Origin of the sequence: Ferruginibacter albus (genome assembly GCF_020042285.1) — a bacterium.
GTDB classification, from domain to species: Bacteria; Bacteroidota; Bacteroidia; order Chitinophagales; family Chitinophagaceae; genus Ferruginibacter; species Ferruginibacter albus.
The window spans coordinates 417,844-436,491 of the sequence record NZ_CP083388.1; the positions used below are offsets into that span (position 1 = coordinate 417,844).

Here is an 18,648-nt window from a genome sequence, read left to right on the forward strand (position 1 = left end):
TACTTTTATAGTAATGAAATTGATAGTTAAGGTACGATTATTAATTCTATTTTTTATTGTAGCTACTATTGTGAGTGGGGTTACTGCTTTTCCGCTAGAAACAGAATTACATTGGGTGTTACAATATAAAAATAGTTTACCGGTGGCAATGGGCAATTGGCTACAATCGTGTTATGATGCCTTGGTAGAAACAAATAAAAAATATCCCATGCTGGCCTATGGTTATGATTGGCTGGCATTTGCACATATTGTTATTGCAACGGCATTTGTTGGACCTTTGATAAACCCGGTAAAAAACAGATGGATCATTGAATGGGCGATGATCGCATGCATCATGGTTTGGCCATTGGCTTTAATTGCCGGACCAATAAGAGGTATTCCGGATTTTCATATTCTTATTGATTGCTGCTTTGGAATATTCGGTTTAATTCCTTTGGTCATCTGCAGAAAGTGGATAAAACAATTCGAAATCGCTTAAATATACTTTTCCATTTCCTGTTGATATTGTAATGCTGCTTTTCTAGCCTCCTCGGCAAAATTTTCTTTATCACTTGCAAAAATTACTGCTCTGCTAACGTTTACGAGTAACCCAATACCGTTATTCTTTCCATATTTTGTTACTTCTTCTAAACTGCCACCTTGTGAGCCAACGCCGGGCACTAGTAAAAAATGTTCAGGAACTATTTTCCGAATAGGTTCAAAATCTTTTGCTTTGGTAGCACCTACTACAAACATTAGGTTATCGACACTTCCCCATTCACTTACTTTTTGTAACACCCTTTCATATAAAAATTCATCAGCGTTGTTAGTCGCCTTATCAACAACTTTTAATTGTTCAAAATCTTTACTTCCGGGATTGCTGGTTAATCCTAAAACGATCGTCCATTTGTTTTTATATTCTAGAAAAGGTTTTACGCTGTCTTCGCCCATGTAGGGCGCGACAGTTACTGCATCAAAATTCAATGTTTCAAAAAATGCTTTGGCATATTGAGAAGAGGTATTGCCAATATCGCCTCGTTTTGCATCTGCAATTTTAAAATGTTCTGAAGGAATGTAATTGACTGTTTGTTCCAATGCCTGCCAGCCTTTTACTCCCAATGCTTCATAAAAAGCGGTGTTTATTTTATAGCTTACGCATAAGTCTTTTGTTGCATCAATGATCGCTTTGTTGAATTGAAAAATTGCATCCGGGAGTGATCGGAGATGGGGTGGTATCTTTGTAATATCGGTATCCAGGCCAATACATAAATAAGATCTTTTTTGCTTTATCTGTTCAATCAGAAATTGACGTGTCATAATGCGGTATAATTAGATTATTCTTTTTTTTATTTCCTCTGCAATCAGCTTGCTTTGCTCATCGTTTCTTTTTAATAATTGCTCAACGATATTTTCACGATCGGCTTTATCTCTATTCTGACTAAGCTTAAAAACATTTTCTATACTTTCCACTTCAATAGTAAAACCAACGATGGCTTTGATCATTCGCTGTACATATTCATCACTTAAATTCGTAAATGCGGCAGCGGTTTCTATTCCCTCATATTTATTGGTAATTGCTTTTATGGCATTATACGTGCCTGCTTCATCTGTAAATTGTAGTTTTCCTTTAGCATGAACTGTCATATAGTTCCAGGTGCTTGCTCCTGCAGGGTTAGCATACCAGCTTGCACTAATATAGCAATGCGGACCATTAAAGATCACTAATACCTTTTCATTTTTTTCAAATGACCTATGATGATCGGTATTCTTCATTAAATGACCCGATAAAATGATTTTACCGTCGTCATTTATTTGTATTTCTAATGGAATATGCGTAGCTACAGGATATTGCTCATCAAAGCCGGTAATAATTGCAAAGGGATTTTCTTTAATAAATGCAATTACGCTGGCATGATCTTCTTCGGTGAAGTAGGGGAGCTTGTACATTGCTGCAAAATTAACCATTCGCAAAAAACCATTCTTAATTTTCTTAACTTGGTTTAAATAAATTTTATACTATGTGGTGGATATACGCTTTACTGTCGGCATTATTTGCTTCACTTACCGCCATCTTTGCCAAGTTGGGAGTTGTTGCTGTTAATTCAAATTTAGCAACGGGAATACGAACGATCGTAATATTAATAATGACCTGGTGTATTATTTTGTCAAGAGGAGAAGCAAAAGAAATCTCTTCATTATCTAAACAGCATATTTTATTCCTGGTTATTTCAGGTATTGCAACGGGGTTGTCATGGTTATTTTATTTTAAAGCGCTGCAGGTTGGCAATGTATCGCAAGTAGCACCTGTTGATAAATTGAGCGTTGCATTGACGATCGTTTTAGCGGCAATTTTTTTAAACGAAGCGTTAACCTTAAAAACAGCGATTGGCGCAGGATTAATTATTGCCGGAACTTTTGTATTGATATTGAAATAATAAATAGAGAAACCTTAGTTGATCACTCAGTTTATAAAAATTTACCTGTATAACTTGTTTTAGATTTTTTCAAGTCTGCCGGAGTTCCTGTAAACACTAAATTGCCACCATCTGCACCGGCTTCGGGTCCTAAATCAATTACCCAATCGGCACTTTTAATTACATCTGTGTTATGTTCAATTACTAATATAGAATGCCCTTGGTCTATCAGTGCATTAAAAGAAGTTAACAGTTTTTTTATATCATGAAAATGAAGACCAGTAGTTGGTTCATCAAAAATGAATAAGATCTTGTCGGCACTTTTTCCTTTGCCTAAGAACGATGCCAGTTTTACACGTTGCGCTTCGCCGCCGCTTAATGTATCGCTCGATTGTCCCAATTTTACATATCCCAATCCCACATCACTTAAAGGTTGAATTTTCCGTGCAACATCCACTCCATCTTTATCCGATAAGAAAAAATCAATGGCTTCATCAACACTCATCTCTAACACATCGTGAATGTTTTTGTCTTTGTATTTTACTTCCAGCACTTCTTCTTTAAAACGTTTGCCGCCACATACTTCACAGGTTAAATGCACGTCAGCCAAAAACTGCATTTCAATGATCTGTTCACCTTCCCCTTTACAGGTATCGCATCTTCCTCCATCCACATTAAAAGAAAAATGTTTAGGTTGAAAGCCTCTGAGTTTGCTCAAGGGTTGTTTACTAAAAAGGTCTCTTATTTCATCATAAGCCTTGATATAAGTAACAGGATTGCTCCTTGAAGATTTACCGATCGGGTTCTGGTCAACCATTTCAATTTGTGCAATGCTGTCAATGTCTCCTTTGATGTTTTTATGCAGGCCGGCTTTATCACCGCCAAACTCGCCTTTTAGTTTTTGTAAAGCAGGATATAAGATCTGTTTTACTAATGTTGTTTTACCGCTTCCGCTAACACCGCTTACTACGCAAAACACATTTAATGGGAATTCAACTGTAATGTTTTTAAGATTATTCTGTCTTGCCCCTTCTACCGTAATGCTTCGTTTCCATTTACGAATAACAGCAGGCGGTTCAATTTTTAATGTACCGCTTAAATATTTTCCCGTCAGGCTACTCTTGTTTTCGATCAGTTCATCATAATTACCAAAAGCAACTACTTCGCCACCCAAATGACTTGCCAAAGGCCCCATATCAATAATATAATCGGCTTCTCTCATCATCATTTCATCATGTTCCACCACCACAACTGTATTATCCAGGTCTCTTAATTCTTTCAATACATTTATCAGTCGTTCTGTATCACGGCTATGTAAGCCGATAGATGGTTCATCTAAAATATATAATGAGTTAGTGAGATTACTTCCCAGGCTTCTGGTTAATTGAATACGCTGACTTTCGCCGCCACTTAATGTATTTGCCAAGCGGTTTAATGTAAGATATCCTAAACCAACATCCATTAATGTTTTAATGCGATGATTGATCTCCAATAAAATTCTTTTGGCAACTTGCTTGTCAAATTCGCTTAATTGTAACTCATTGAACCAAACCTGCAGATCTTTTGTCGGCATTTTGCATAATTCACCAATATGCTTACCGTTTACTTTTACATACAAAGCTTCTTTGCGTAAGCGATATCCTTTACATTCAGGACAAGTAGTTCTGCCACGATAGCGACTCAATAAAACGCGGTATTGAACTTTGTATAAGTTTTGTTCTACTTCTTTAAAGAAATCATTAATGCCGTTTGCATAACTATTTCCTTCCCACAATACATTTAATTCTTTCTCATTCAGATCGATGATGGATTTGTGAACAGGGAAATCAAATTTTTTGGCTGCCTTTACAAAAGCATCCTTCCATGCACTTAATTTTTCACCTTTCCACGGAGCAACAGCACCTTCGTAAACGCTTAATTGTTTATTAGGAATTACAAGGTCTGCATCAATGCCCAGCACTTGTGAGAATCCTTCACAAACGGGGCAGGCACCATAAGGATTATTAAAAGAAAATAAATTCGGAACAGGCTCTTCAAAACGGATGCCATCCAGTTCAAACTTATTGCTGAAATGCAAATTATCTTTTCCGTTTATTTCTAAAGACATTTCTCCATCGCCTTCATAAAAAGCAGTACTAACGGAGTCGCTTATGCGATGCTTATCATCTTCATCAAATTCTTTTATAACCAACCGGTCTATTAAAATATATGGTGTGAACCGTGCATTGTTACCTGTAAATTTTTGTTTCAGCTCTTTGTCGCTCAATGCAAGAATATCCTCAATAGAAAGAGTTTCCCCTTTCTCATTTTTACCAGTTACCGTTTCACGAATATATATCCTGCTAAATCCTTTTTGCAATAAAATATTCAGCTCTTCTTTTACATCCCGTTTGGCATGTTGTTTAAAAGGAACGAGCAGTAACACTTTATCGCCTTCTTTTAAATGTTCAATAGCTTTCACTACATCTGTTACATCATCTTTCTTAACTTCCCTTCCGCTGATGGGTGAAATGGTTTTACCAACACGGGCATATAGTAAACGCAGGTAATCATAGATCTCTGTCATACTGCCAACAGTACTACGAGGTGTGCGGGTAATTACTTTTTGTTCAATGGCAATGGCAGGGCACAAGCCTTTTATATAATCAACATCCGGCTTGTTCATACGTTGCATGAACTGGCGGGCATAAGCGCTTAGGCTTTCTGCATACCGGCGTTGTCCTTCTGCAAACAAGGTGTCAATTGTTAAAGATGATTTACCTGAACCTGAAACACCTGTAACTACGATTAATTTATTTCGGGGAATAGAAACCGTAACGTTCTTTAAATTATGAACTCTTGCTCCTTTAATTAAAATAGAATTACTATCGCTGGAAGAAATTGTATTGCTCTTGCTGATGGTTTGTTGTTTCATTCTTTACTATTACAAATTTACAGATTGAATAGTTGTAAATTTTGGAATTGCCGAATTGCTCATCTTGAAATTGCAAAATATCTAATTCCGGAATTTCCTAATTGTAAATTTCAAAATTTTTGCCAGGTCGAGTAATAACCAGTACTGTAGCATATTGCACCCCTGAACAAATTTTTTTAAAAAATATTTGAAAAATATTTGGTATTTCAAAAAAGGCTACTATCTTTACATCTCCAATATCTAATAAAAGTGAAAAGCCAAGAGCCTTCCACAGGCAACCTTCGCTAAAATTTCCCTCTTTATTTTTTATTGGAATCCAAACAAAATCCTAACATCAAACATTTGTATTTATGAAAAGCCTAATCAATTGTACCGATCAACAATTAGTACACCTGTATCTCGATGGTAACGCAGACGCACTTTCTACTTTAGTGAACCGTTACAAAGACAAAATTTTCACATCTATTTACTTACTGGTTAAAGACAAATACTTAGCTGAGGATTTGTTTCAGGACGTGTTTATCCGTGTAATTGACACATTGAAAAGTGGTCGTTATACCGATGAAGGTAAATTTTTGCCATGGGCATTGCGTATTGCACACAATTTATGTGTAGATCATTTCAGAAAGATCAAACGTAACCCAAGCATCAAAACCAGCGATGATCATGACATTTTTGAAGTGTTGAATTTCTCTGAGCCAAGTGCTGAACAAACAATGATGCAAGGTCAAAGTCACGACCGCATCAGAAAAATGATCGACCTTTTACCGGAAGATCAAAGAGAAGTGATCATTTTACGTCACTACGCTGATCTAAGCTTTAAAGAAATTGCTGATCTTACAAAATGCAGTATCAACACGGCTTTAGGTCGTATGCGTTATGGTTTGATCAACTTGCGTAAGATGATGGTAGAAAAACAAATAGCTTTATAGTTTTGTAACCCCCTCATATTGACAAGACCCTTCATATAGTGAAGGGTTTTTTATTTTATTTTATGTTCAGCAGATAATTTGTTCCTGTAATTTCTCAAATGTGTTTATCTTGTTTTTGTGAAAAACATACTTAACGACAAGAGCTTTCATCTTTCAATAACAATTACCATCATTTTTATTGGCACCGGTATTGCTTTTTTATTTTTAGGATTGGTTGATTACAGTTGGGTATTGTTTCTTTTATTGCCTGTGGTTTTAGGTGTGGCAATAGGAACAATGAAAACAAGAAAATATGCATTGCTGGGAGCTGTTATAACTACCTTGCTTTTACTCATAGGGATATACATTCCCGGCCTTTCAGGTATCATTTGTATTGTAATGGCCATCGGGTTGGTAGTGCCTCTTATCTTTTTAGGATATGTAATTATACGATTGATCAAACGATACAGGGAAATAAAAGATTCTAATAAGCTTTCCGTATTGGTTATTCCGTTGTTACCGTTTTTATTTGCTGCGCCTATTGAACATTTTTTTAAAAAGGATAAGCAGCACATAATGGAGGTAAGAACCGAAAAAATATTTAACTATACTCCGGAACAGGTTTATGATGCAATAAAATCTGTAGATACCCTTGATGCCGAAAAACCTTTACTGCTGAAATTTGATCTGCCGATTCCCACAAAATGTGTATTGGAAAAAGAAGAAGTAGGTGGTTTACGAACATGTTATTTCAGAGGCGGAAGATTAAGTAATGCTGATTTTGGCGGCGGTACTATTACAGAAAAGATCACACAACTGGAAAGAGGAAAGGTTTTAAAAATGGACGTTATCAGCTATAATCTCATCGGCAGAAAATGGTTGGGTTTTAAGCAGGCTATTTATTATTTTGATAAAGTTGGTAATAGCCGTTGTAAACTAACAAGAGTAACCACTTATACTTCCGTACTAACGCCGAGGTTTTATTGGCAACCAATGGAAGAGATCGGTATTCAGCAGGAGCATGAATATGTATTTAATAACCTGGAAAAAGATCTTCAAAAAAAATATGGTAATTGATATTATACTAATTCCTTTAATGCCTCATCAATGGTTGAGTATAAGAATTTAAAACCGGCGTCCAATATTTTTTGATTGCTCACTGTGGCGCTTTTCAATACTTCTATACTTTGTTCTCCCAATATCAATTTTAAAATAAATGCAGGGACATTTATCGGGATAAAAAACTTTCCTTTCAGTTTTTTTGCTAAAGCAAGCATCAGGTCTTTATTACAAATCGGTTGTACTGCTACTGCATTGTAAACGCCCTGCAGGTCTTCTTTCTCAATAGCATCAATGTATAAATTGCAGAGGTCATCAATGTGGATCCAACTTATTATTTGCTTTCCTGTTCCTAATATGGCGGCAATGCTAAATGTCAGCGATCTTTTAAATTCGGGAAAAGCTCCGCCACTCTTACTTAATACAATTCCTGTACGCAGCTTTACCAAACGTTTTCCTAATGCAGTTACAGGTTCAATGCTTTCTTCCCAAAGCTTGCAGGTTTCTCCTAAAAATCCATTGTCAGCTATATTGGTTTCAACAAAAGGCACTACCGGGTTTTTATCGGCACCATACCATCCAATGGCAGAGGCATTGATCACAGCTTTTATGTTATTTGGATATTTTGTTAATGCTTGCACGATCAATTGGCAACTTTTTACCCTGCTCTGCTGTATCAATTGTTTATATGAAGCGTTCCATCTTTTATCCATTACACCTGCACCTGCCAGGTTAATAATATAATCGGCTTTGCCAATAGCGGTTGTGTCAATCGTTCCATTTTCCGTATTCCATTCTGCATATTCAATAAGATCGGAAGTTCCTGACCGGCTATTCGCAATCTTTCTTGTCAGAATAATTACTTTATAATTTCGCTTAGTTAGTTTTTTGCTAAGCGCTTTCCCCACTAATCCTGTGCCGCCTGCAATTATTACTGTTTTCATTATGCCGTTATTTGTTATTATAAAGTTACTTCATCTATTCAGTAAATCATATTCATTCAATTACAGTTCGATCAAATCTTAATAAACCATTAAAACCTTGCTTATACATTTAATAATGGCGTAATTTTATAGCATGAGTCGCTGCCATTTTTTATATAGATATTTATTCATTGCACTTACTATAGTGTTTTTGGGAAATTCTGCGCCTGCACAAACAATTACTTATTCGGAACCAATGAGCGGGCGTGTTGCAGGGTTTGATGTTATTGCTAAGATGAATAATAACTTTCTTATCCTTACTAATAACAAATCTACCTACAGTATCAATGTTTTTGATAATGATATGAAGCTGCAGGACGCTACCGAGCTCAATTTCATGCAGGGCAAAGTTTTAAAAACGAGCTATGTTGTTTATCCTGATTTCTTTTATTTGTTTTACGAGTTTCAGCAAAAAGGCATTTCTCATTGTATGGCCGCCAAACTAAACAGCAAAGGAAAATTATTGGCTGATCCCGTAGAATTAGATACTTCAAAAATTGAGGGCGACAATAGTATTTATAACGTTGTTAAAAGCGATGATAAAAAGCAGATCATCATTATTAAAGTGCTTCAAAAAAAAGGTAATCTATATTATGCCAGCAAATTGTTCAATGATAGCTTAGCGCTATTGCATGCAGGAAGAGAATCGATGCCGTTTGATGATAATAGGAATGTATTAAGCGATTATTTGATAGATAACGATGGCATACTTGTTTTTACCAAGGCATACCGGAAAGGCAACCGGCAAAATATCAGTCAGCTTAGCCTGGTAACTAAAATGCCTTATGCCGATTCGTTTGTGGAGAAGAGCTTGCCCTTAAATGATAATTACCTGGATGAAATAAAATTAAAAATAGATAATTTCAACAGGCATTATCTTATCAGCTCATTTTATTACGATCAACGTCAATCTAATATCGACGGTATTTATTGTAACATTTGGGATAAACAAACTACTACACCCCTATATAATATTTTTACTCCTTTGCCTGAATCGTTGAAGCAGGAAATAAAATCGGGAGGAAGTACCAAACAGGCATTGAATAACTTTTTCATTCGCAATGTGATTGTAAAAAAAGACGGGGGTTATGTGCTGATGGCGGAAGATTATTCTACTCAAACCAATAATTATTCCAATCCATGGAATCGCTGGGATTATTTATACGGAAGCCCTTTTGGTTACAATCCTTATTATTATAATCCGTATATGTATTGGTATCGCCCCTACAACGACCCTTATTATAACCAAACAACCCGCTACTTTTATAATAATGTGTTGGTGTTAAATATTGACAGTACCGGTAAGCAGGAGTGGAATACCATTTTGCATAAAGAACAAAGTGCAGACAATGACGAAAGCTATCTTTCTTTTCTGTCCTACAATGTTTCAGGCGAAATTCACCTGCTTTATAACGAAATAGGACGTCGTAAAACATTGATGCAGGAAAGCGCTATTACACAGGAAGGAGTGATCAACCGTAATCCTCTTTTAAAAACTACCGATAATGATTTTGAGTTTATGCCTAAATTTGGCAAGCAGGTAAGTGCAAGACAGGTGATCGTTCCATGCACTATCCGCAATAGTATTTGTTTTGCTAAAATTGACTATTAAAATTTCTTTGTGACAGGAATCTTCAAGGCTAATAATCCTTATAATACTTTTTTACTTTTCATATATGGGTTGCTGTTAAAGTTGCCGATATTTTTGCACCCCGAAATCCCTTCCATCGACCCTATCGATGGGTTCCTGTTTAAAGAAATGCTGCGCAAAATGCAATTGGTCAATATGCCGGCAATTGTTTACCCGCTTATAACATTTTTATTATTGTTTACCCAGGCTATAACATTCAACAAATTGGTTTCCGACCAAAAGCTGCTGCAAAAGCCCAATTACTTAACGGGTATGAGCTACCTCCTCATCACATCATTGTTTAAAGAGTGGAGTATTCTATCTGCATCCTTAATTATAAACACGTTACTGGTTTGGGTTTGGGCACGCATGAGCTCTTTATATAATAACCCGCATGCACAAACAACATTGTTCAATATCGGCATGGTGATTGGTGTTTCAACATTTTTTTATTTTCCTTCTGTAGCTTTTGCTGCATTAATAATATTTGCATTGATCGTTACACGGCCTTTTCGTTTATCAGAGTGGCTCATTGCTTTGTTGGGAATCATCACTCCCTATTATTTCTTATTGGCCTATGTTTTCCTTACCGATAAATGGCAAGGGTATAAGTTCCAGGGAATCGCAGTCAGTTACCCCAAATTTCACCAATCGGGCTGGGCGTTGGCGGCTATTATTATTGTATTATTTGCCTCTATTGTCGGGGTGTTTTTCATACAACAAAATCAGCGGCGGCAGCTGGTGCAAACCCGAAAAAGCTGGAATCTCGTTTTTCTCTACTTCCTGGTGGCTGTTTTTATTCCCTTCATCAATGCTACTTATTCATTTCAGCACTGGATACTTTCTGCTATTCCGCTCTCAGTTTTTATGGCGAGCGCTTTTCTATATCCTACCAAAAAATGGTTTGCCCTTACTTTACATTGGATAATTGTTTTATTTGTAATTGCCTTCAGTTATTTCGTAAGCTAATTGTAAATTTGCGTGTAATTTTTTTAGCAACGGGCTAAGTGCCACTATTGAACATCGTTGTGTCACTCCCTTGTACAGCATATTATTATTCAACCATTTTGAAATTTGGCATTGGCAAATTTTGAGATCAAATAAATTAATAGATGAAATTCGGCGTAATCGTTTTCCCCGGCAGTAACTGCGACAGAGACATGATCGAGTGTTTACAAAAAGATCTAAAGCAGGAAGTAATTGAGCTTTGGCATAAAGACAAAGATTTAAGCATGTTCACTACCGATGATTGTATCGTATTACCCGGTGGCTTTAGTTATGGCGATTATTTACGTTGCGGTGCCATTGCACGTTTTAGCCCGATGATGCAAAGCGTAATTGAATTTGCCAATAAAGGCGGCAAAGTGTTAGGAATCTGCAATGGATTTCAGATATTATGTGAAAGTGGCTTGTTGCCAGGCGTTTTATTGCGTAACAGCCATCAACAATTTGTGAGTAAGAACGTATTTATAAAAGAAGCTGCCGCAGAAGGCAGTCACGCATTAAAAATTCCGGTGGCACATGGCGAAGGGCGTTTTTTTGCTGATGATAAAACCATTGAGCAATTGGAAATGCATCGCCAGATCATCTATCGCTATTGCGATGAAAAAGGAAGTGTAACACCGGGAAGCAATCCCAACGGTGCTGTACATAATATTGCAGGCATCTGTAATAAAGAAAGAAATGTATTTGGCATGATGCCGCACCCGGAAAGAGCTTCCAGCACAAGCCTGGGTAATGAAGATGGTAAAAAAGTATTTGCGCATTTATTCGGCATCAATTAAAAGAATTTATTGTTTTAATATTCTTTAACAACTTATCCGCTTAATCGTACGTTAATTAGATGAGTCAAAAATCGCAATGAAAAAATCACTACTAATTTGCTTTTTAATTTTTGTGGCTGCCTTTGCGCATGCGCAAATAATTAATCCTGTTAAGTGGACATATTCTGCCAAGAAAATAGCGGATAAAACCTACGAGATACACATTACTGCAGTAATCGATGACAAATGGCATATATACGCACAAGATGCAGGAGAAGGTCCGGTTCCTACATCTTTTGTCTTTGCAAAAAATCCGTTGGTTACTACCATTGATAAAGTAAAAGAAATAGGCAAGCTGGAAAAAGCGTACGACGAGAATTTCAGATCAGAATTAAAATATTACGAAAAGAAAGTGGATTTTGTACAAAAGATAAAACTAAAAGCAGCTGCATCCACAACCGTTAAAGGCACCCTTACGTTTATGGTATGTAACGATCGTCAATGTTTACCGCCAAAAGATATTCCTTTTAGTGTAACTGTTGGCGGTAAATAACTACTTGGTGACTTTGGTTAATTAATTTCAACAAATAAATCATGCAAGCAAAAAAAGCAACATTAGTTTTTATAGTGCTGTTTTTTATAGTGCATGTCTTCTCATTCGCACAAGATTCTTTTTATGTAAAATGGAATCCCTCTGTTCAAAAAATTTCAGATAATACGTACGAGCTTTACCTTAAAGCCTCTGTAGCCAATAACTGGTATGTGTATGCAAAGAGTAATGAAATAGAAGATATAAATGGCATACAAATACATTTTACTGATTCGTTGGCTGTACAAAAACAAGGAGAAATTCAGCTTAACGGTACAATCAAATCCATTAATGATAAGGTCTTTAATAAATCTGCAACTGTTCTGACCAACGATTTTGAAATAGTCCAAAAGTTAAAGACCAATTCAACAATAGCTGCTTTAAAACTTGTTCTATCGTATAATGTATCGAATACTGCAGCAGTTAACCCTGAAGATTATAAATTCACACCGGAAGAACAAAAACTATCTGTTGCTTTACAAGAAGGTACAACAGTTTCATCGGGCAATCGAATTTTAATACCAAGCATAGACATTAATAAACCCGTTAGTAACTGTGGCGGCACTGAAACTTCTTCCAACAATCTTTGGCAAATTTTCTTTTGGGGAATTTTAGGCGGATTGGTCTCTTTGCTGACTCCGTGTGTGTTTCCAATGATCCCGCTTACCGTTTCTTTTTTTACAAAAAAATCCGGCAATAAAAGCAAAGGTATTTTTAACGGGGCGCTGTATGGCTTTTTTATCTTTCTTATTTATGTATTACTAAGTGTTCCATTTTATTTTATTGAGAAAAATAATCCTGAGATATTAAATAACATTTCTACCAATGCCTGGCTGAATGTTTTTTTCTTTCTTGTTTTCGTATTCTTCGCCATTTCATTTTTTGGTTATTACGAAATTACCTTGCCGGATAAGGTTACTAATTCTGCCGGCTCCAAAGCAGGCATTGGGAATATCATCGGCATCTTTTTCATGGCACTAACATTGGCGATCGTTTCTTTCTCCTGTACGGGACCTTTGTTAGGAACATTGGTTGTTAGCTCGCTTAATCAACATGGAGGCGCTTTTCAATTAACAGCAGCAATGGCAGGCTTTGGCATTGCATTCGGATTGCCTTTTGCATTGTTTGCAATGTTCCCTAATTTATTAGACAAATTGCCGAAATCGGGTGGCTGGCTCAATTCATTTAAAGTAATATTGGGATTTTTAGAACTTGCTTTTGCCTTTAAGTTTTTATCTAATGCTGATTTGGTAGAACATTGGGGAATTTTAAAAAGGGAAATCTTTATCGGCATCTGGATCATCATCGGAATATGTTTGACGCTTTATTTATTGGGAAAAATAAAATTTCCGCATGATTCGCCAATTAAAAAATTAACTAAGGGAAGAATATCTCTTGCGGGCATATCAGGCGCATTTACAGTTTATCTCTTTTTAGGATTGCTGAAAGTACTTCCTCTTTCCTTGATTAGTGGTTTCTTGCCGCCATTACATAGTACTGCGTACCATGATTATGAAGAAGGATTAAAAGTGGCAAAAGCAGAAAATAAACCCATTTTATTGGACTTTACAGGATACGCTTGTGTAAACTGTCGCCGAATGGAAGAAAATGTTTGGAGCCAATCGGATGTTCATGCATTAATGCAAGACAGGTTTGTTGTTATTTCTCTATTTGTAGATGACAAAAAACCATTGCCATCTGATCAACAGTTTACTTATAAGTCCGTTGGCGGAACAGAAAAAGAGATTGTTACTTACGGCGATAAATGGGCAACGTTTGAAACAGAAAATTTCAAACAAAACTCTCAGCCTTTATACGCCATTATCAGCAATGATGAAAAGCTATTAACCAATCCGGTTGGTTATACGCCTGATGTGAATGAATATAAACATTGGCTGGAATGTGGGTTAAAAGCTACGGGTAAATAGCTACGCTGTAATAAAAGACGAATGAAAATATGCCGATACAGTGAGTGACACAACAATGCTTAATAGTAGCACAAATGTTCGTTACAAGATCTTATTTACAAATTCTTAATTAACTCATCCGCAAACTCACTCGTTTTTAAAAGCGTTCCTTCTTTCATCAAGTTATAAAAATCGATCGTCACCGTTTTGTTGCGAATGGTTCTGCCCAAAGAATTGGTAATTAATTCAGCCGCATCACGCCAGCCCATGTATTCAAACATCATCACTCCACTCAAGATCACACTCGATGGGTTCATGGTATCCGTGTTTGCAAAACGAGGTGCCGTACCATGTGTGGCTTCAAACACAGCATGCCCGGTATTGTAGTTAATATTAGCACCCGGCGCTATACCAATACCGCCAACCTGTGCCGCTAATGCATCGCTTATATAATCACCGTTCAAATTCAATGTTGCAATCACGGAATAATCCTGTGGCGCCAATAAAGCCTGTTGTAAAAAATTATCGGCAATAGCATCTTTAATAATTACTTTACCACCAATAGAGGATAGTTTCATTTCTTCATTTGCTACAGCTTCACCGCTTTCCTTTTTTGTTTTTTCCCATTGTTGCCAGGTGTACACTTCACCTGCAAACTCACGTTCTGCCAGTTCATAACCCCATTGTTTAAAGGCGCCTTCGGTGAACTTCATAATATTTCCTTTATGAACAATTGTTACCGATGGCAGTTTATTTTCAATAGCATATTTGATAGCAGCACGAATCAATCGTTCACTTCCATCTTTACTCACAGGTTTAATACCAAACGATGTGGTTTCGGGGAAACGGATCTTTTTAACGCCCATTTCATTTATTAAGAAATCACGCAGCTTGATAGCTTCGGGTGTCCCGGTCATGTATTCAATACCGGCATAAATATCTTCTGTGTTTTCCCGGAAGATGACCATGTTCACTTTTTCCGGTTGCCACATCGGCGAAGGAACACCTTCGAAATATTTTACAGGGCGTAAACAAACATATAGATCTAACTCTTGTCTTAGTGCAACATTTAAACTTCGAATGCCGCCACCAACCGGCGTTGACAAAGGTCCTTTAATAGACAATACATATTCTTTAAATGCCTGCATGGTTTCATCAGGCATCCAGCTACCGGTTTCATTGAATGCTCTTTCGCCGGCCAATACTTCTTTCCATTCTATCTTTTTTTCTCCATTGTATGCTTTTGCAATTGCTGCATCAAATACACGCACGCTTGCTTTCCAGATATCAGGCCCTATACCATCGCCTTCAATAAATGGTATAACAGGATAGTTGGGAACCATGAGTTTGCCATCGTTCCCCATAGTAATTTTTTCTGCCATAGTTGGTAAATTTTATTACGAGTGAGGTATTGTAAATATACAAAAAAGACTTGACGTAAAAATTACACGATAAAGATTTTTTTACTTGCTCTATAATCTAACTTACATTTATAGTTTAACGCTAACATTATAAACAACACCGTATGAGAAAATTCTCTACACTACTTCCTATTGCATTATTGTTTCTCTGTAACGCCAACGCACAAACGGCGCCTGTTGCACAATCTGTAACCAGTAAAGTTATTTGTGGTTATCAAGGGTGGTTCAATTGTTATGGAGATGGTTCTGCAGTTGCAAGATGGAAGCATTGGAGCAACGGAACATACCAAAGTAATGCAGGAGCGCCGGCTCCCAATTTTGTTACATTTGAAGCATATCCTGATGTTTCGGGTTATGCTACTTCTTCCCTATTTCAAACAGGCTTAGGGAACTTAGGAGATGGTTCTGCTGCAAAATTATTTTCTTCTTATAAACAGGATGTAATTGATACGCAGTTTCATTGGATGCAGCAATACGGCATTGATGGTGTGGCGTTACAACGTTTTATCGGCGAAACCTTTGACGGAGTTTTTAAAGCAAACAGGGATAGCGTTGCTGCAAGAATAAAACGGGTAGCAGAAAAATATCAGCGTGTATTTTATTTAATGTATGATATCAGCGGATTGGATGTAACGAAATTCGATTCTATTAAAACCGATTGGCAAAATAATATGGTGGGTAAATTACAATTAACATCATCACCTTATTATGTACATCAAAATGGCAAGCCGGTAGTTTGTTTGTGGGGCTTTGGGTTTACCGATCGTCCGGGGGATGCCTCGCAATGTATAGATGTGATCAATTGGTTCAAGAACAATGGGTGTTTTGTAATTGGTGGTGTGCCTACGCACTGGCGTACGTCTGACAATGATTCAAAAACGGGATTCAATAATGTGTATGCCAGTTATGATATGATCTCTCCTTGGAGCGTTGGAAGATTCAATGATAGTACTTCGGCAGATAATTTTAAAACACAGCAATTAATTCCCGACCTGGCATATTGCAATAATAACAATCTTCTCTATCAACCTGTAGCATTCCCCGGTTTCTCATGGTCGAATTTTAATGGCGGCTCGCAAAACCAGATACCGAGAAATAAAGGAGAATTCTTTCAACGCCAGGTTTACAATATAAAACAAAGCGGTATTGGCAATATGTATGTTGCTATGTTTGACGAATACGATGAAGGAACGGCTATTGCGAAAATGGCAGATAGTTATTACTCCATTCCTAACAATCAATATTTTTTAACCGCCAGTGCAGACGGCACTTATATCTCTCCCGATTTTTATTTGCGATTGGTTGGCAAAGCCACTAAAGCCATTAATGGAACCGAAACTGTTACTAAATATGTTTCTATTCCTTATTCTGCTGGACCTATTTGGTTTAGAACAGGTGTTGAACAAAAATATGATGCGCAACTTTCCTGGACAGATTCACCGGAACCAACCATGACACCCACTAACGTTATCGGCTATCTTGGAAACGGCAACCCGGAGCTGGGTACTGTTGATGAATTAAGTCATATCGGTGGCTATTCACTACGCTATGCCGGAAGAGATAATTCTGCTGTTACTTCTTCTTTTTATTTCAGGGCATTTGATGTAAACATTCCTGTTGATGCCAATACTACGTTAAGCTTTTGGACATACCCTCAATCCGATCTTGCCCGTTATGTTTCTGTTGACCTCTTATTATCTGATGGAACCCGCATGAGTACTTACGGTACTACCGATATCAATGGCATTGCCATGCGTCCATCTGCAGGAAGAGGAACGGTGAATTCATGGGAACGAACTATTTCAAACATCGGTCAAACGATCAGCGGGAAAACGATTGCACGCATATTGATCGGCTATGATCATCCTGCCGAAACAGGCGATTTTAGAGGCTATATAGATGATATTGCTATTTATGAAAATACAGAAATCACTGTTCCGTTAACACTCTTAAATTTTACCGGGAACATTTATAATGCTGCTGCTGATTTACAATGGGCAACTGCTAGTGAAGTGAATGCTTCTTCTACAAGCATTGAAAGAAGTTATGACGGAGTAAACTTTGCATTTATTAATTCCGTTGCAGCAAAAAATTCAGTGATCTATAACTCCTATACTTACCAGGACGAAACCTTGCAGTTCAATGCTGATAAAGTTTATTATCGTTTAAAGTTTATTGATAAAGATGGCTCATCAAGATATAGTAAGGTTGTGCAGTTATCTATTCAGCCTGCTGCTATTGCGTTGAAGTTATCGCCTAATCCGGCAAAAAGCTTTGTGCAGTTAAGTCTTTCATCAGCAACCAACCAAAAAGGAATTATCAGCATAACGGATGCTGCAGGAAAAAATGCCATTACAAAAACAGTTACACTTGTTAAAGGGTACAATACATTGACTGTTTATGAAATCAATAAATTAATACCCGGCATTTATAATGTTCGGTTGAATACGAATGGCAGTATGCTGGTCGCGTCTTTATTAATTGAGTAAGCGATTCTTTTTATCGTTATCGTTTAAACAGGCTTCAGTAAATGCAATAGTTTCTTTATCATGTTGTATCATGCCGGTAGGTGCATTGGCATTTGAAATAAAAAGCTGCTTGCCGGCTTCATTGATCGTATCGCCTTGCAGCACTTTGGCTTCGTACAACCGTTTGATTATTTCTTTTTCATCCGCTATAGGAAAGCGCTGTACCTTCTTGACTTTTACTTTACTGGCATCTGAAAGAAATTCGACTTTTAACAGCCTGGTATCTATTCTTGTTGTTCGTACAAGTGGCGTTCCCTGTAATGAAAGGATAACAAATACCATGTCATCGTCAATAGGATCTTCTACATTGATGCCGTTTATTTTACAATACAAAGTGTCATTTACAAATACGTCGTGTTTTTTTATTTTAACGTCCTGGGCGTTGGTAACAAAAGGGATTGCTAAAATGATAGAGAATAAAAGCTTTTTCATTGTTATGATCAGTTTTGATAATTCTAAAGTATAGTTTTTTTATTGTAATTATAGATATTCACAATTTTTACGGAGGAAAAATCATAGAATATAAAGTATTTCATATTTTAGCCGCTCT

16 protein-coding genes are annotated in these 18,648 nt (G+C 36.9%); 10 read left to right on the top strand and 6 right to left on the bottom strand.

Going from position 1 to position 18,648, the window contains the following annotated elements; genetic code table 11:
- Positions 1-13: 13 nt before the first annotated feature.
- Positions 14-478 carry a hypothetical protein gene (locus K9M53_RS01910; RefSeq protein WP_224017464.1) on the top strand — a complete coding sequence of 155 codons (465 nt, stop codon included), beginning with the start codon at positions 14-16 and terminating at the stop codon, positions 476-478.
- Here K9M53_RS01910 and pyrF read toward each other — a convergent pair.
- Both pyrF and K9M53_RS01920 read right to left on the bottom strand, forming a co-directional pair.
- The gene (gene pyrF / locus K9M53_RS01915; RefSeq protein ID WP_224017466.1) at positions 475-1,296 is read right to left on the bottom strand and encodes an orotidine-5'-phosphate decarboxylase; all 822 of its coding nucleotides are present in this window, start codon (positions 1,294-1,296) and stop codon (positions 475-477) included. The two genes, K9M53_RS01910 and pyrF, sit on opposite strands and share 4 nt — an antisense overlap.
- A 12-nt stretch (positions 1,297-1,308) precedes the next feature.
- Positions 1,309-1,926 (bottom strand): FMN-binding negative transcriptional regulator, encoded by a 618-nt coding sequence (locus K9M53_RS01920; protein ID WP_224017468.1) that lies wholly within the window; start codon positions 1,924-1,926, stop codon positions 1,309-1,311.
- Positions 1,927-1,997: 71 nt separating this feature from the next.
- On the opposite strand from K9M53_RS01920, the gene K9M53_RS01925 reads away from it, so the two are divergent.
- The gene (locus tag K9M53_RS01925) at positions 1,998-2,414 is read left to right on the top strand and encodes an EamA family transporter (RefSeq protein WP_224017470.1); all 417 of its coding nucleotides are present in this window, start codon (positions 1,998-2,000) and stop codon (positions 2,412-2,414) included.
- A 31-nt stretch (positions 2,415-2,445) separates the two neighbouring features.
- On the opposite strand, the gene uvrA is transcribed toward K9M53_RS01925, so the two are convergent.
- Positions 2,446-5,307, bottom strand: coding sequence for an excinuclease ABC subunit UvrA (gene uvrA / locus K9M53_RS01930; protein WP_224017472.1), 2,862 nt, complete (start codon positions 5,305-5,307; stop codon positions 2,446-2,448).
- 350 nt (positions 5,308-5,657) lie between these two features.
- Between uvrA and K9M53_RS01935 the strand changes: the two genes are divergently transcribed.
- Entirely contained in the window at positions 5,658-6,239 is a 582-nt protein-coding gene (locus K9M53_RS01935; RefSeq protein WP_224017474.1) for an RNA polymerase sigma factor, read from the top strand.
- Between the two features lie 117 nt (positions 6,240-6,356).
- Positions 6,357-7,295, top strand: coding sequence for a polyketide cyclase (locus K9M53_RS01940; protein WP_224017476.1), 939 nt, complete (start codon positions 6,357-6,359; stop codon positions 7,293-7,295).
- Positions 7,296-7,297: 2 nt separating this feature from the next.
- Here K9M53_RS01940 and K9M53_RS01945 read toward each other — a convergent pair whose 3' ends face one another.
- Entirely contained in the window at positions 7,298-8,221 is a 924-nt protein-coding gene (locus tag K9M53_RS01945; RefSeq protein WP_224017478.1) for a TIGR01777 family oxidoreductase, read from the bottom strand.
- Between the two features lie 133 nt (positions 8,222-8,354).
- Between K9M53_RS01945 and K9M53_RS01950 the strand changes: the two genes are divergently transcribed.
- The 5 genes from K9M53_RS01950 to K9M53_RS01970 all read left to right on the top strand — a co-directional run bounded on the left by K9M53_RS01950 (position 8,355) and on the right by K9M53_RS01970 (position 14,170).
- Positions 8,355-9,872, top strand: a complete 1,518-nt coding sequence (locus K9M53_RS01950) for a hypothetical protein (protein WP_224017480.1) — start codon at positions 8,355-8,357, stop codon at positions 9,870-9,872.
- Between the two features lie 9 nt (positions 9,873-9,881).
- Positions 9,882-10,859, top strand: a complete 978-nt coding sequence (locus K9M53_RS01955) for a DUF6427 family protein (protein ID WP_224017482.1) — start codon at positions 9,882-9,884, stop codon at positions 10,857-10,859.
- A 143-nt stretch (positions 10,860-11,002) separates the two neighbouring features.
- Positions 11,003-11,674 carry a phosphoribosylformylglycinamidine synthase subunit PurQ gene (gene purQ / locus K9M53_RS01960; RefSeq protein ID WP_224017484.1) on the top strand — a complete coding sequence of 224 codons (672 nt, stop codon included), beginning with the start codon at positions 11,003-11,005 and terminating at the stop codon, positions 11,672-11,674.
- A gap of 76 nt (positions 11,675-11,750) precedes the next feature.
- Positions 11,751-12,206 (top strand): protein-disulfide reductase DsbD domain-containing protein, encoded by a 456-nt coding sequence (locus K9M53_RS01965; RefSeq protein WP_224017486.1) that lies wholly within the window; start codon positions 11,751-11,753, stop codon positions 12,204-12,206.
- Positions 12,207-12,247: 41 nt separating this feature from the next.
- Positions 12,248-14,170 carry a protein-disulfide reductase DsbD family protein gene (locus tag K9M53_RS01970; RefSeq protein WP_224017488.1) on the top strand — a complete coding sequence of 641 codons (1,923 nt, stop codon included), beginning with the start codon at positions 12,248-12,250 and terminating at the stop codon, positions 14,168-14,170.
- Positions 14,171-14,265: 95 nt separating this feature from the next.
- Here the strand turns inward: K9M53_RS01970 and icd are convergent, their stop codons facing one another.
- Entirely contained in the window at positions 14,266-15,531 is a 1,266-nt protein-coding gene (gene icd, locus K9M53_RS01975) for an NADP-dependent isocitrate dehydrogenase (protein ID WP_224017490.1), read from the bottom strand.
- A 143-nt stretch (positions 15,532-15,674) separates the two neighbouring features.
- On the opposite strand from icd, the gene K9M53_RS01980 reads away from it, so the two are divergent.
- Positions 15,675-18,059 (top strand): T9SS type A sorting domain-containing protein, encoded by a 2,385-nt coding sequence (locus K9M53_RS01980; RefSeq protein ID WP_224017492.1) that lies wholly within the window; start codon positions 15,675-15,677, stop codon positions 18,057-18,059.
- Here K9M53_RS01980 and K9M53_RS01985 read toward each other — a convergent pair.
- Positions 18,048-18,530: a hypothetical protein gene (locus K9M53_RS01985; protein WP_224017494.1), complete on the bottom strand. Its 483-nt coding sequence runs from the start codon at positions 18,528-18,530 to the stop codon at positions 18,048-18,050. The two genes, K9M53_RS01980 and K9M53_RS01985, sit on opposite strands and share 12 nt — an antisense overlap.
- Positions 18,531-18,648: the final 118 nt, after the last annotated feature.